Consider the following 14,408-nt stretch of genomic DNA (forward strand, 5'->3'; position numbering starts at 1 on the left):
ATTCCGTTAAAGCTGCAGCAAATCGATCAATATTTGACGGGTATTCAGCGGTGCTCCGCTGAGATGATGCGCCAGCAAGAAGCGCATCAGGAATTTACTTTGCGTTTGCGTCAGCGCATCTGCGTAATCTTCGTTCTCCATATCCAGCAAAGTCTTGCCGGATACGCGCGGCCATACATCTGCAGGACGGGCCGGACGCGGCCCACGCTCAGGATCGACTACATAGATTTGTTCGAGGATGATGGCATTGCGAGTCATGGTGCAAGTACGCCAATCACTGGCAACACCCGTCTCCTTCAGCAAGGCACGCTCGAATTTGCGCAGCACGATAGGTGCCGGCTCGTCATGCGCCAGTTGATTCAGGGCGCTGACGTAATGATCAAACAAGGCTGGATGAGGATCATCACGCGCCAGTAATTTAACCAGTAATTCATTCAGGTAGAAACCGCACAGCAAGGCCGATTTTTCCAAAGGCAGCAAACCACCGACCCACTCCGCCGCAGTCAGCGTACGCACTTCAGCCTTGCCGCTCCAACCCACGGACAAAGGCTGAAAAGTCTGCAAGACACCGCGCAGTTTGGAATGTGGACGCTTGGCGCCTTTGGCAACCAGCGCAATACGGCCGTGATCGCGCGAGAATACATCGACGATCAGACTGGTTTCTTTATAGGGATAGCTGTGCAGCACAAAGCCGGGCTGATCGGCGATGCGTGTGTCTTTTTCGGGAGAGCGTACGCGGCGTGGCGCCGCTTTGGCTGTTGTTACAGGCTTGACAGGCAGTGATACGGAACCGACATCTTCTCCACGCACCGCCGTTTTTTCCTCGGAGGAAGAAGTTGTTTGTGTATTGATGTCGGCGATGAGTACGGCCATCTTTTAGAACTCATTTCATGAATATTCGCGAGTGCGAACGCGACTATTTGGGAGGTAGTGCAAGACGTGTCGCGCAGCCAAGGGTGGTCCCTTGGCAAGCGGCGCAACGCAGCAATACGCCCAAATAGTCCGTTCCCTCCGGGTTCTTAGCAAAAGAGGCGCTGGCCGCGTTGCGCTCCTTGCGCATAGTTCACTATGCGACGCGTCGCACGCCTTGCCAGCACCTCTTTTGCTAAGAACGCATCTCACGGATATTCATGAAATGAGTTCTAGATATTATTCGTATCCGTATGCGCGCAGGCCAGCTTCGTTATCGGCCCAGCCTGATTTGACCTTGACCCAGACTTCCAGATACACCGGGCCGCCGAACAGGCGTTCCATATCGAGTCGTGCTTGTGTGGAGATATCTTTCAGACGTTCGCCCTTGTTACCGATGACCATGGATTTGTGCGTATCACGCTCAACCAGAATCGCGGCAAAAACGCGGCGCAGATTACCCTCCACTTCAAATTTCTCGATCAACACGGTGCTGGTGTAAGGCAATTCGTCACCGACGAAACGGAATAATTTTTCGCGCACGATTTCTGCGGCAAGAAATTTTTCGCTGCGATCCGTAATGTCGTCTTCACCGAAAACCGGTGGGTTCTCCGGCAGATATTTTTTGATCTCGCCTTGCAGACCGTCGAGCTGAAAACGCAATTTAGCCGATACCGGCACGACTGCAGCGAAGTCATGCTTGGCAGCGATTTGCTGCGCAAACGGCAGCAACACTGCCTTGTCCTTGACGCGATCCGACTTGTTGATCACGAGTATGCAAGGCACGTTTTTCGGTATCAAATCCAACACTTGCTGATCTGCCTGACCGAAAGTACCTGCCTCGATCACGTAAAGAATCACGTCTGCCGCTGTGAGCGTATTCGTCACAGTACGGTTCAGCGTTTTATTCAGCGCATTCGAATGACGCGTCTGGAAACCAGGCGTGTCGACATACACAAACTGTGCGTCTTCAACAGTTTGTATGCCAGTGATGCGATGGCGCGTGGTTTGCGCCTTGCGCGATGTAATGCTGACCTTGGCGCCGATCAATTCATTCATCAACGTCGATTTTCCGACGTTAGGGCGACCGACGATCGCGATATAACCGCATCGAAAGTGAGACAGTGCGGTAGATTCAGTCATGCAATTTTGGAATGGGAAGTGGTAGAAGGTTTTGTTGCTACATCATCGGATGCGACATCAGCAGTTTTCACCGCATCATGCTCGGCGATCAGACTCTTTTGTCCATCAGGTATTTCGTTTTGTTCGGTGACCGCTTCAGTCGATGCTTGCGCGTCAGCCTTGGCAGTTTTTAATTCCGCTTTAGTAGGTGCTTTGGCAGCGGGTTTATCCGCTTCATCCAATTGCACTGTTGCGATACCAGCCAGTTTCAATTGTGCAGTACGCGGTTTGGCTTTACGGCTAGCGCCCGGCGTTTTCACGAAGGCAGCCAGCGCAGCTTCCAATGCCAGTTTGGCGGCAGCTTGTTCACCAGCGCGACGGCTACCGCCGGTGCCAAATACCTGGATATCCAGCTTAGGTACCAGGCATTCAATTTCAAATTCTTGATTGTGAGCTGCACCATGCGTAGCCACTACGTTGTACTGCGGCAGTGCAATCTTTTTGCCTTGCAGGTATTCCTGCAACAAGGTCTTGGCATCCTTGCCCAGGGTCTTCGGATCGACGCTATCCAGAATCGGAATGTAAAGCGCACGAATCACATCGCGTGCAGCATTAAAACCAGCATCGAGGAAGATGGCGCCAAACAAGGCTTCCAGCGTATCAGCCAAAATCGAAGGACGACGAAAACCGCCCGACTTCAACTCGCCCTCACCCAGACGCAAAAAATGCGACAGTTCAAGGCGCTGCGCAATTTCATACAAGGATTGCTGCTTGACCAGATTGGCGCGCAGACGCGACAAATCGCCTTCATCTATCTTGCTGTAACGATCGAACAGCAGCGAGGCGACTACGCAATTCAAAATGGAATCGCCAAGAAACTCTAGACGTTCGTTATGCACGCTGCCGTGGCTACGATGTGTCAAGGCCTGCTGCAATAAGACAGCATCCTTGAAAGTGTGGCCCAGCCGATTTTGCAATAACGTCACATCCATTTTTCTATCGCTTTATCACCTTAAGGTGCTGCTTTTTTCTGTACACGGTTACTGGTCGAGCCTGCGTAATCGATCAACAAACTGACCGGGCCAACCAGCGGAATCGTCTTTTGATATGCAAAGCTGATTTCTGCATCATCGCCATTCTTGGTGATGTCCAAATCCGTACCGCTGATCGCATCGATATAGCCGACTTCGGCTTGTCGATTAAACGCCGCACGCATCTCCGGGATCGAGCCGCCGCTTGTCTTCACGCTGGCTATGGCCTTCTTGATCGAAAAATACTCGGTAACAGTCGGCGTCACCTTGAGCGCCAATACGGCAATCGCACCAATCACAGCCAAAACCAGAATCAGGCTCACCAGCGTGATGCCCTGTTGATGACGACTACTATGCAACCGGTATGCCATGTATTCGCTCCCGACGAGAATTATTGAAAATTACCGATACGACCAAGGTTACTCGGGAAATTGTTCAAGTTCAGCCAAATAAAGAATGCTTTTCCGACAATGTTTTTATCTGGCACAAAACCCCAGTAACGACTATCCAGACTGTTATCTCGATTATCGCCCATCATGAAGTATTGTCCAGCCGGGACTTTACAAGTAAATCCTTCTACGTCGTAAGTACACAAATCCCGATTCGGGAAATCGTGCGGATTCGATACATAGGACGGCGCGCGCGGATTAGTCAAGATTTGGTGCGCTACACCATTCAGATCTTCACTCAGATGCTTGGAGTAACTTAGTGTCTCCTCATCCAGATAATCAGGCAATGGTTTGTAGGAAACTTCCTTGCCATTAATAATCAAACGCTTGTTCTTGTAGGTCACCGTATCGCCTGGAACGCCCACCACACGCTTGATGTAGTCCAGTGCCATGTTTTCCGGATATTTGAAAACCATGACATCGCCACGTTGCGGATTGCCAACTTCAATGATCTTTTTGTTAATAATTGGCAAACGAACACCATATTGGTATTTATTTACCAAGATCAAATCGCCGACTTGCAGGGTAGGCACCATCGAGGTCGATGGAATCTTGAATGGTTCGTACAGGAAAGAACGCAGCACAAATACCAGCAAGATCACCGGGAAAAAGCTGCCCGAATATTCAATCCAGGCCGGTTGACGCAACATGCTGGCTTCCAGCTCGGCGCGACCAGTATTGTCCGGTTTGATGCCATCGCCAGCCAATTTGGCATTGCGCGCATCAAATTCAGCCAAGACCGCATTCGCTTTGGCGCGACGCTGCTTTTTCAAATAAAACACGTCGAGGAACCAGACCACGCCGGTTCCTATCGTCAAGATGAAAAGAATCAGCGAAAAATTACCTAAGATGTCTTGCAGTGTCATTTATCGTCCACTTGTAGAATTGCCAGGAACGCTTCCTGTGGAATCTCAACCGAGCCCACTTGTTTCATGCGTTTTTTACCGGCTTTTTGTTTTTCCAGCAGCTTTTTCTTACGGCTGATATCGCCGCCATAACACTTTGCCAGCACGTTCTTGCGCAGTGCCTTGACGTTTTCACGCGAGATAATGTTGGCACCAATAGTGGCTTGGATAGCGACGTCGAACATTTGACGCGGAATCAATTCACGCATCTTGGACGCCACTTGACGGCCGCGATACTGACTGTTCGAGCGATGCACGATGATGGCGAGCGCATCGACTTTTTCGCTATTGATCAGCATGTCGACTTTGACCACATCAGAGGCACGATATTCCTTGAACTCGTAATCCATCGATGCGTAACCGCGCGAGGTCGATTTCAATTTATCAAAGAAGTCGAGCACGATTTCAGCCATCGGCATTTCGTACACCAGTTTTACCTGACGACCGTGATAGCTCATGTCCATCTGCACACCGCGCTTGGCGATACACAGCGTAATGACAGAACCGACATATTCCTGCGGCATGTACAGATTGACGGTGACGATAGGCTCGCGTATTTCTTCAATCTTCGAAGGCTCAGGCATCTTGGATGGGTTATCAACCTTGATCAGACTGCCATCGCCCATGATGACTTCATATACAACGGTCGGTGCCGTCGTGATGAGGTCCATGTCGAATTCGCGCTCAAGACGTTCCTGCACGATTTCCATGTGCAGCAAACCAAGAAAGCCGCAGCGGAAGCCGAAGCCCAGCGCTTGCGAGACTTCAGGCTCGTACATCAGCGCAGCATCATTGAGCTTCAATTTTTCCAGCGAGTCGCGCAGAGCGTCGTACTGATTCGCCTCGACCGGGAACAGGCCGGCGAACACTTGCGGTTGTACTTCCTTGAAGCCAGGCAAAGCTGCGGCGGCAGGACGACTGGCCAGCGTGACAGTATCGCCAACCTTGGCAGCCTTCAGCTCCTTGATACCAGCGATGATAAAGCCCACTTGTCCGGCAGACAGTGTCGGCAGCGATACCGAGCGCGGCGCAAAGACGCCGATGTTTTCGACCAGATTGACCGAACCGCTCGCCATCAGCAGAATTTTTTCTTTTGGTTTCAAAGTGCCGTTGATCACACGCACCAACATCACCACGCCGACGTAGTTATCGAACCATGAATCGACGATCAGCGCTTGCAGCGGCGCATCAGGATCACCTTTTGGCGGCGGCACTTTGGCAATCAGTGACTCAAGCACATCAGCCACACCAAAACCGGTTTTTGCCGAGCAATGCACAGCATCACCCGCATCAATTCCGATGACGTCTTCGATCTCGGCAATAGCGGCTGGCGGATCAGCATTCGGCAAGTCGATCTTGTTGAGTACAGGAACAACCTCAACACCCAAGTCCAGCGCCATATAGCAGTTAGCTACTGTCTGCGCTTCCACGCCCTGAGACGCATCGACTACTAGCAGCGCACCTTCGCAGGCGGACAGCGAGCGGCTGACTTCATAGCTGAAATCGACGTGACCCGGCGTATCGATCAGGTTCAGGTTGTACACCTTGCCGTCGCGCGCTTTGTACGACAGTGCTGCGGTCTGGGCTTTGATCGTGATGCCGCGCTCGCGCTCTAGATCCATAGAATCAAGAACTTGCGCCTCCATTTCGCGATCGGACAAGCCGCCGCACAATTGAATGATGCGATCGGCGAGCGTCGACTTACCGTGATCGATATGGGCGATGATGGAGAAATTGCGAATGTTGTTCATTAACCAAGTGACAATTACAAAAAAAGCGCTCAACGCTGGGATGTTTTCCCTAGGCGAGCGCCTTGTTACAGAGGGATGACGGCACCGGCATTTTACCGGATTTCAGAGGGGAAATCCCGGAAATTCCCCTAGCCTGCATTTGTAGCCAAAATATTAAGTGAAATAGCATTTCCCGGCCTGCACAACGGACTAGCGTTTAGGAGCCGGCAATAAATGCCCGCACAGCCGCCTCGTCCAAAAAATAGTGGCAAAGTCGCTGCGCAGCCGCGCCATCCTTGCTGGCCAGCAGCACCGGCACCAACTCATCATATTGCGCCACCAAAGCCTCATCAGCGTCCACATCAAGTACCGTGATAGCAAACTCATCAGAGATCGCCAGCGCCTGCAATGCAGTCAGCATGTCGTCGCACAAATGACAATAAGTACGCGAATAAAGAGTGAACTGAATCAAGATAACCTTCGCTGACAAAAGAAAAGGCTGCGCGCTTTTCAGCAGGCAGCCTTGTTCTGCGTTGTGACTTTATTGGGCCAGTGGTTTGACTATCACGAATTGTGAAGAGTCGCCGCGTCGCACCAACAACAATACTATTTTCTTCGTATCGAGCTTGGCGACCAAGCCATTGAATTGACGCGCATCTTTGATGTCGGTGTTATTCAATCGCAAAATGATGTCACCGGCACGCAAACCAGCGCGTGCAGAAGCACCGTCTGTTGATTCAACCAAGATCCCGCCATCAATTTTCAAATCCTTGACTTGTGCTGGCGTGAGATCACTAACAACCAAGCCTAGTGCATTCGGTGCTTGCTCAGCTTTTGGTTTCTTCTCATCTTTTTTCGCGACTTTCTCTGGTTCCAGCTCCGTGACCATCATGCTCAGATCACGCGTCGCGCCTTTGCGCCATACCGTCACGGTAGAACGCGTACCTGGTTTGGTACCACCAACCAAACGCGGCAAATCACTGGTGCGCTCAATGCCGACTCCGTTGAATTTCAGAATCACGTCCCCTGCTTCCACGCCGGCTTTTTCTGCAGGGCCGCCTGGCTCAACTCGTTGCACCAATGCACCTTGTGCGCGCGCAAGACCCAAGGATTCAGCAACGTCTTTTGTTACTTCACCGATCTGTACGCCGATACGACCACGCGTTACTTTACCGCTCGCACGCAATTGATCCGAAACACGCATAGCTTCATCGATAGGCACCGCAAATGAAATGCCCATATAGCCGCCGGAACGGCTGTAAATCTGTGAGTTGATACCGACAACTTCACCACGCATATTGATCAGTGGACCGCCGGAATTACCAGGATTAACCGCAACGTCGGTTTGAATCAAAGGCAAGTAATCACCAGTATCACGCGCCTTGGCCGAAACGATCCCGGCAGTTACCGAGTTCTCTAGTCCGAATGGTGATCCAATTGCAATCACCCACTCGCCGACGCGTATTTTGTTCGAATCACCCATGGCCAGACGCGGTAAATTATTACCTTCAATCTTGACCACAGCGACATCAGTACGCTTATCCGCGCCGATGATTTTCGCTTTGAATTCACGCTTGTCGGTCAAGGTGACATAGACCTCATCTGCGCCATCAACCACATGCGCATTCGTCATCACATAACCGTCAGGAGAAATAATGAAACCTGAGCCAACGCCACGCGGCACTTCTTCTTCCGCATCAGGAGCGGCCTTGCCACGTCCACGCGGTGCTGGTTGCTGCTGACGCGGAGGAACAGGTGCACCGAAGAAGCGGCGGAAAAATTCCTGCATCTCTTCATCGTCGGTAGCAGCATTACCTTGCTGACTCACTTTGGCTTTTTCAGTCGTACGAATATTCACGACTGCCGGACCGGTTTTTTCAACCAGATCGGCAAAGTCCGGCAAGTTCACGATGGCCGCTGTAGGTGCAGCCATCGCCGCTGGCGCCATTCCTGTCGCAATCGGAATGAAAAACACGCTCGCTACAGAGAGCAAGACAGTCGACAGTTTTTTCTGAGCAGGCATGATCATTTTCATAAGCGCACCGATATTTTAATTATTTAGGTTTGAACTCAATGGAATTCGAGACTTGCTTGATCGCAGTCGCCGGAACTTCCCCAACAACTGTCAACCAGTAATCGCCCTGACGCTTGCCGACGATATTCATCGCGCCTTGCTGCATAGAACCTTCTGTCCGGCTTTGTGTGCCTGACTCTATGAATACGGAGATCGCGGCCAGCCCATCAGAATAAACAATTTGCGACACTTCACGCTGCGTTGGCGCTGCATTATCCGTAGCAGGCGCAGTATCTGTAATCAAGCGCTTCATTTCACGTATTTTTTTGAAACCTGCCGGTATCTCTTTAACCGACCAGCCGGAGAGATTTGCATCACTCATCACAGCATTTTCTACGCGCCAACCATGCGTATTAGGGAAGCTAGGTTTTACACGACTAGGATCGATATGACCGATGGACAGTTGCGTAAAAGCGATCTGTTCAACGACTTCATTCTTTTCGTTCAGCGTTTGCGCTTTCAACAACAACCCGGTCGACTTCTCCGCCCATAGCTTGTAGCCATAGCGAAGATTGTCTTTAGGTTCCAGGATAATTGCCTGACAGTCGAAACCAGCGACACGGCCAGTCTCACCTTTTTTCAGGTTGTAGTGCTCAGCCAAATCGGTTGGATTCGCGCCCAAAATGGCTGGGAACACATCCTTCGTAATGCGTTTTTCTACACGTATCGATTTGTTTTCCGGCACATAGCAAGCAATCTCTTCATTGTTGCGTATGTATTCGCGCGGTTTACCGTCGAGGATTTCAAGTTTTTCCAGCTCGTTTTTGCCATTGAAAATATGCGTGATACGAGAAGTACGCACCTGGCTGCCTTGCTGATAAACAAAGGTGCCTGAGTAATTCAGCTTTTGAGCAGATGACTGAATTTTCTTCAGCAAAACTTGCGTATCGTGCTGTCCACTATTTGTGCCAACGTTTTCTGCATGGGCTGTAAACGCAATGACGCTAGAAAAAAGAACAACGAATCTGAGAAATCCTAATGTTTGCCGCATATCAGTTATTTGTCCGAATCAACAGCAAACGTAGCTGCGCGCGCATATTGTGCGCTGCTGTACACAGAAGGTGAAAAACGTTGATGTGCCAACAGATAGTCGTCGATGCGCGGATCGCGCAATACATCGCCGTCCTTGCTTGCAACCATAATTGTTTCTGGCGCAGCCGCTGCTGTGACAGCCGGAGCATTCGGCGTCATCATCTGTGGCACAGTCAGGAATGCGGCAACCGCGACCGCAGCCGCCATGCCAGGCATCGCGAAGCGTCTAATCGACACTTCCTTTGCCACGCTCACGCGCTTGTCTGCCGGCACCATGATGGTTGCTTCCGCATCCAAACGGGCAAACATCCGCGCAGTAAAATCAGCACTGAGTTGCGTATTCAAATCGTCGGAACGCAAAGCGTCGCCGATTTGATGATACAGATTCCACGTATCACGCCCATCTTGCTGACGCAGCGCAGCCAAAGCGATATCTGCATGTCCATCAGACAATTCGTTATCGGCAAAAGCAGATATTTGTTCTCGCGTCATATTCGTCGTATTCATCACTACCTCGAAAAAATTAAGGCTACCCCTATAACTTGCAGCAAAAAGCGCTTCTTTATTTATTTTTCACCAACGTTTATCGAGTGCCGTATCCAGCAACGGCCTTAATTTTTCAGAGATGGCTTCGCGCGCCCGGAATATCCGGCTGCGCACCGTGCCGATAGGGCAACCCATCGACTCAGCTATCTCGTCGTAACTCAATCCTTCGATCTCTCGCAACGTAATCGCCATACGTAACTCTTCAGGCAACTCTTCCATCGCAACATTCAAAGTCTGCGCGATTTGCTTTGTTGCCAACAACGATTCCGGTGTGTTGATATCTCTTAGGTGGTCTCCGTCGTCAAAAGTTTCTGCTTCTTCGACATCTGCTTCAGTTGATGTCGGCGCACGACGGCCTTGGGTGACCAAATAATTTTTTGCGGTGTTGATACCGATGCGATATAGCCAGGTATAAAACGCAGAATCGCCGCGAAACTGCGGCAAGGCACGATACGCTTTGATAAATGCTTCCTGTACAACATCTTCAGCCTCAGCCTGGTCGCGGACAAGCCGCGAGACCAGTCGCATCAGTTTCCGTTGGTACTTGATCACTAGCAGCTCGAAAGCTTTTTTGTCACCGCGTTGTACACGCTCGACAAGTAGCTGATCAATATCGCGTTCTGTCGTCAATCCATTCCCTTGTTATTTTGCAACACGCACGCGGTTCGCATTATTGACTAAGCGAAACTTGGTTTGGTTCAAAATTTTCAAAATTAATTCTCGTCGATATACCGATTATCGACATCTGCATGACGCATGACTATCCAGCGACACGCTACCAATAATGCCCTGAAACTTTCTTTTGTTACTGAGTCCGGCAAAATCACCACCGAGTGAATTTGCTGTTTTTCGTTTTGTAGACGTAAGAGTAACAAACTTGACCACAATGTGGAGTCTGCCAGCAAATACACTAGCTCGCCCTGCCCTACACCAACCGGATCATTCTTCTGCAAAACAACAAGCCGAATCTGCCCAGTGCCAGATATGTGCACCTCATATGCGCCTCTGCTCTTCAAGGTGCGCAAGAATACATAAGCCCCAACCACCACGCATACAGAGGCGACAACAGCTCTTGCTGCGCTAGAGATATCCCCAACGCCACCCAAAAGCACAATACCGGCAATAACGAATAAAGCGACACACATGCCACCTATCAGCCAAGATAATAATCTGGACTGATTGATAACGGTAGAAACCGCAATAGACATCTGGGGGAATAAGTAAAAAATCCGATTACCCTTACGGGATAATCGGATTTTGATCAGACTTTAGCAAAAATCAAGGTACCGTTCGTACCGCCAAAACCGAAGTTATTTTTCATGGCGTACTGAATCGGAATCTCGCGCGCCGTATTGGCACAGTAATCGAGATCGCATTCCGGATCCTGATTGATGATGTTAATCGTCGGCGGAGAAATCTGGTGATGTATAGCGAGAACGGTGAATACCGACTCAAGTCCACCAGCACCTCCAAGCAAATGCCCTGTCATCGATTTGGTCGAGTTGACAGTCAATTTCTTCGCATGCGCACCAAATGCAGCTTTCACTGCCTCTGTTTCGTTTTTATCGCCTAATGGCGTCGATGTGCCGTGTGCATTCAGATATTGCACTTGATCAGGAGCGATTTCCGCGCTCTTCAATGCGTTAGCCATACTGCGACGTGGACCGTCCATGTTTGGCGCAGTGATATGGTAGGCATCGCCACTCATACCAAAACCGACCAACTCAGCATAGATTTTCGCACCGCGTGCTTTCGCATGCTCGTACTCTTCCAGCACCATCACGCCAGCGCCTTCACCCAAGACAAAGCCATCGCGGTCTTTATCCCAAGGACGTGAAGCCGTTGCCGGATCATCGTTACGGGAAGACAACGCGCGCGCCGAGGCGAAACCGCCCAAGCCCAATGGCGAAATCGTGGACTCTGCACCACCGGCAATCATGACGTCTGCATCACCGTATTCGATCATGCGACCGGCAGCGCCGATCGAATGCAAACCAGTGGTACATGCCGTTACGATCGCCAAGTTCGGACCCTTCAGACCATAAATGATCGAAAGATGGCCGGAAATCATATTGATAATCGACGCAGGTACAAAGAATGGGCTGATACGACGCGGGCCGCGGTTAACCAGTTCGGCGTGTGTATCTTCGATCAGCGGCAAGCCACCGATACCCGAACCGACGATCACACCGATACGCTCAGCATTTTCTTCGGTCACAACCAAACCACTGTCGCGCATTGCCTGCATGCCAGCTGCCACGCCGTAATGGATAAAGGTATCCATGTGACGGGCTTCTTTACCGGGGATGTAATCCTCGATATTGAAGTTTTTTACTTCTCCAGCAAAATGCGTGCTGAAGGGCGTCGCATCAAACTTAGTGATGGTCGCAATTCCGGATTGCCCTGCAAGTACGGCACTCCATGCGTCCGCAACAGAGTTGCCAACGGGGGAAATACAACCAAGACCAGTGACGACGACACGACGTTTACTCGAGCGGCTCAAGCAATTCTCCTAGAGTCGTTCAAAACAACTTACGCTGCTTTTACGTGTGCCTTGGCGTAATCAATCGCCTGCTGCACTGTTGTGATTTTTTCTGCTTGTTCGTCAGGGATTTCCATTTCGAATTCGTCTTCGAGTGCCATCACCAATTCGACTGTGTCGAGGGAATCAGCACCCAGATCGTCAACGAACGACGATTCGATTTTGATGTCTGCTTCGGCGACGCCCAATTGTTCAGCGACGATTTTCTTAACGCGTTGTTCGATATCCGACATGTTTTAACTCCAATGGGTGGTTACAGAAAGTGCGCGCATTTTAGCAGGTTTGCGCACTGAAAATTCATTTTTAGCTTTTGTCATCAAGAAAGCTGAAACTTCGGCTAAAAGTGACTAATTACAAACTTAGTTCATGTACATACCGCCGTTGACATGCAACGTGGTACCAGTAATGTAACTCGCTTGAGGCGAAGCAAGGAAGCTAACCGCCGAAGCGATGTCTTCCGGCAAGCCCAAACGTCCTAACGGAACTTGTTGCAGCAAGGCAGCAATTTGCTGCTCGCTCAAGGTTTTGGTCATATCTGTATCAATAAAACCGGGAGCCACGCAATTAACAGTAATGTTGCGACTACCGATCTCACGAGCAAGAGCACGACTCATGCCAGCGACGCCCGCTTTTGCTGCAGCATAATTCATTTGACCTGCATTGCCGGACGAACCGACAACCGATGTAATGTTGATAATACGACCGGTTTTAGCCTTCATCATGCCGCGCAATACCGCACGGGACAAGCGCGCAACTGAAGTCAGATTCGTCGCAATGACGCTATCCCACTCCTCGTCCTTCATGCGCATCGCCAGTTGATCCTGGGTAATACCGGCATTATTGACGAGAATGCTGACTGCGCCAAATTCCTTCTGGATTTCATCGATCAGTGCAACCGAGCGTGCTGCGTCATTGACGTCCAGCACTACACCTTTGCCACCGCTACCCAAGTACTCGGAAATCGCACTGGCGCCGGATTCCGACGTCGCAGTGCCGATGACCTTGGCACCCAGCTTTGCCAGTTCTTGTGCAATTGCACGACCGATACCGCGCGAGGCGCCGGTTACCAGAGCTATTTGGCCTGTCAAATCAACTGTAGTCATTATTTCAAGAGCTCCAAAACAGCGTCCAACGACGCTTGATCAACAATCGCGTGACCGGTCAATTCACCGTTAATACGCTTGGTCAAACCTGCCAGCACTTTACCAGGGCCGCACTCCACGACATCCGTGACACCTTCTGCTGCCATTTTTTGCACAGATTCAACCCAGCGCACCGGATTGGCGGCCTGACGTACCAGCGCATCTTTGATGCCATTCACATCGCTGACAATCGCGACATCAACGTTATTGATCAATGGAATCTGCGGCGTATTGAAAGCAAGTGTTGCCATGTGTTCACGCAAACGATCCGATGCCGGCTTCAACAATGAAGAATGGAACGGCGCAGAAACAGGCAAGATCAAGGCACGTTTAGCACCTTTGGCTTTCGCTATTTCACAAGCACGCTCAATCGCAGCTTTATGGCCGGCAATCACGACTTGCGCTGGCGCATTGAAGTTAACTGCTTCGACGATATCGCCCTGAGCCGCTTCTACGCATACTGCGAGCACGTCTGCATCAGACAAGCCCAGAATAGCCGCCATACCGCCCTGACCGACAGGAACCGCTTCCTGCATGGCTTTGGCGCGAAAACGCACCAGCGGCACAGCGTCCTTGAATGGAATCACGCCTGCAGCAACCAACGCCGAATATTCACCCAGGCTATGACCTGCAACGAGTGCAGGAATCTTGCCGCCTGCAGCTATCCATGCGCGATACATCGCGACGGCGGCAGTCAGCATGACAGGTTGAGTATTGGTAGTCAGGTCCAGCTCTTCCTTCGGGCCTTCGGAAATTAATTTGGCGAGATCGAACTGCAATGCGTCTGATGCTTCAGCCAACGTTTGCTGCACAACTGCGTTGTCAGCGAAACCGTTGAGCATGCCGATCGCTTGCGACCCTTGCCCTGGAAAAACGAATGCGAATTTGCTCATGCTTGTTTTCTAGTTTTAATTAAAAAATGATTT

The 14,408-nt window shown here is 50.7% G+C and carries 16 protein-coding genes; all 16 read right to left on the bottom strand.

What is annotated here, in order from left to right; all coding sequences use genetic code 11:
- Window positions 1-6 precede the first annotated feature (6 nt).
- Window positions 7-873: a DNA repair protein RecO gene (gene recO, locus BQ6873_RS05110; protein WP_076591683.1), complete on the bottom strand. Its 867-nt coding sequence runs from the start codon at window positions 871-873 to the stop codon at window positions 7-9.
- A 276-nt stretch (window positions 874-1,149) separates the two neighbouring features.
- A complete protein-coding gene (era, locus tag BQ6873_RS05115; RefSeq protein WP_076591684.1) occupies window positions 1,150-2,052 on the bottom strand; it encodes a GTPase Era in 903 nt (300 codons plus the stop codon).
- Window positions 2,049-3,023, bottom strand: a complete 975-nt coding sequence (rnc, locus tag BQ6873_RS05120) for a ribonuclease III (protein WP_076591685.1) — start codon at window positions 3,021-3,023, stop codon at window positions 2,049-2,051. The genes era and rnc overlap by 4 nt, the downstream gene beginning before the upstream one ends.
- 20 nt (window positions 3,024-3,043) lie before the next feature.
- Window positions 3,044-3,433: a DUF4845 domain-containing protein gene (locus tag BQ6873_RS05125; RefSeq protein WP_076591686.1), complete on the bottom strand. Its 390-nt coding sequence runs from the start codon at window positions 3,431-3,433 to the stop codon at window positions 3,044-3,046.
- A gap of 20 nt (window positions 3,434-3,453) precedes the next feature.
- Window positions 3,454-4,377 carry a signal peptidase I gene (gene lepB, locus BQ6873_RS05130; protein WP_076591687.1) on the bottom strand — a complete coding sequence of 308 codons (924 nt, stop codon included), beginning with the start codon at window positions 4,375-4,377 and terminating at the stop codon, window positions 3,454-3,456.
- Window positions 4,374-6,167 carry a translation elongation factor 4 gene (gene lepA / locus BQ6873_RS05135; RefSeq protein WP_076591688.1) on the bottom strand — a complete coding sequence of 598 codons (1,794 nt, stop codon included), beginning with the start codon at window positions 6,165-6,167 and terminating at the stop codon, window positions 4,374-4,376. Before lepA ends, lepB begins: the two co-directional genes overlap by 4 nt.
- 196 nt (window positions 6,168-6,363) lie before the next feature.
- The gene (locus BQ6873_RS05140; RefSeq protein WP_331712978.1) at window positions 6,364-6,636 is read right to left on the bottom strand and encodes a glutaredoxin family protein; all 273 of its coding nucleotides are present in this window, start codon (window positions 6,634-6,636) and stop codon (window positions 6,364-6,366) included.
- 51 nt (window positions 6,637-6,687) lie between these two features.
- Window positions 6,688-8,175: a DegQ family serine endoprotease gene (locus BQ6873_RS05145; protein WP_407928079.1), complete on the bottom strand. Its 1,488-nt coding sequence runs from the start codon at window positions 8,173-8,175 to the stop codon at window positions 6,688-6,690.
- Between the two features lie 25 nt (window positions 8,176-8,200).
- On the bottom strand, window positions 8,201-9,211 hold the full coding sequence (locus tag BQ6873_RS05150; RefSeq protein ID WP_076591689.1) for a MucB/RseB C-terminal domain-containing protein: 1,011 nt from the start codon (window positions 9,209-9,211) through the stop codon (window positions 8,201-8,203).
- A 5-nt stretch (window positions 9,212-9,216) separates the two neighbouring features.
- Window positions 9,217-9,759: a sigma-E factor negative regulatory protein gene (locus tag BQ6873_RS05155; protein ID WP_076591690.1), complete on the bottom strand. Its 543-nt coding sequence runs from the start codon at window positions 9,757-9,759 to the stop codon at window positions 9,217-9,219.
- A 66-nt stretch (window positions 9,760-9,825) separates the two neighbouring features.
- Window positions 9,826-10,428, bottom strand: a complete 603-nt coding sequence (gene rpoE, locus BQ6873_RS05160; protein ID WP_076591691.1) for an RNA polymerase sigma factor RpoE — start codon at window positions 10,426-10,428, stop codon at window positions 9,826-9,828.
- 83 nt (window positions 10,429-10,511) lie between these two features.
- Window positions 10,512-11,006, bottom strand: coding sequence for a protein YgfX (locus BQ6873_RS05165; protein ID WP_076591692.1), 495 nt, complete (start codon window positions 11,004-11,006; stop codon window positions 10,512-10,514).
- Between the two features lie 53 nt (window positions 11,007-11,059).
- On the bottom strand, window positions 11,060-12,301 hold the full coding sequence (gene fabF / locus BQ6873_RS05170; RefSeq protein WP_076591693.1) for a beta-ketoacyl-ACP synthase II: 1,242 nt from the start codon (window positions 12,299-12,301) through the stop codon (window positions 11,060-11,062).
- A 29-nt stretch (window positions 12,302-12,330) separates the two neighbouring features.
- Window positions 12,331-12,573, bottom strand: a complete 243-nt coding sequence (gene acpP / locus BQ6873_RS05175; protein ID WP_011871492.1) for an acyl carrier protein — start codon at window positions 12,571-12,573, stop codon at window positions 12,331-12,333.
- 126 nt (window positions 12,574-12,699) lie between these two features.
- On the bottom strand, window positions 12,700-13,443 hold the full coding sequence (gene fabG / locus BQ6873_RS05180) for a 3-oxoacyl-ACP reductase FabG (RefSeq protein ID WP_076591694.1): 744 nt from the start codon (window positions 13,441-13,443) through the stop codon (window positions 12,700-12,702).
- Window positions 13,443-14,375, bottom strand: coding sequence for an ACP S-malonyltransferase (fabD, locus tag BQ6873_RS05185; protein WP_076591695.1), 933 nt, complete (start codon window positions 14,373-14,375; stop codon window positions 13,443-13,445). Before fabD ends, fabG begins: the two co-directional genes overlap by 1 nt.
- Window positions 14,376-14,408 lie beyond the last annotated feature (33 nt).

The sequence above is a fragment of the Herminiimonas arsenitoxidans genome (assembly GCF_900130075.1).
GTDB classification, from domain to species: domain Bacteria; phylum Pseudomonadota; class Gammaproteobacteria; order Burkholderiales; family Burkholderiaceae_D; genus Oxalicibacterium; species Oxalicibacterium arsenitoxidans.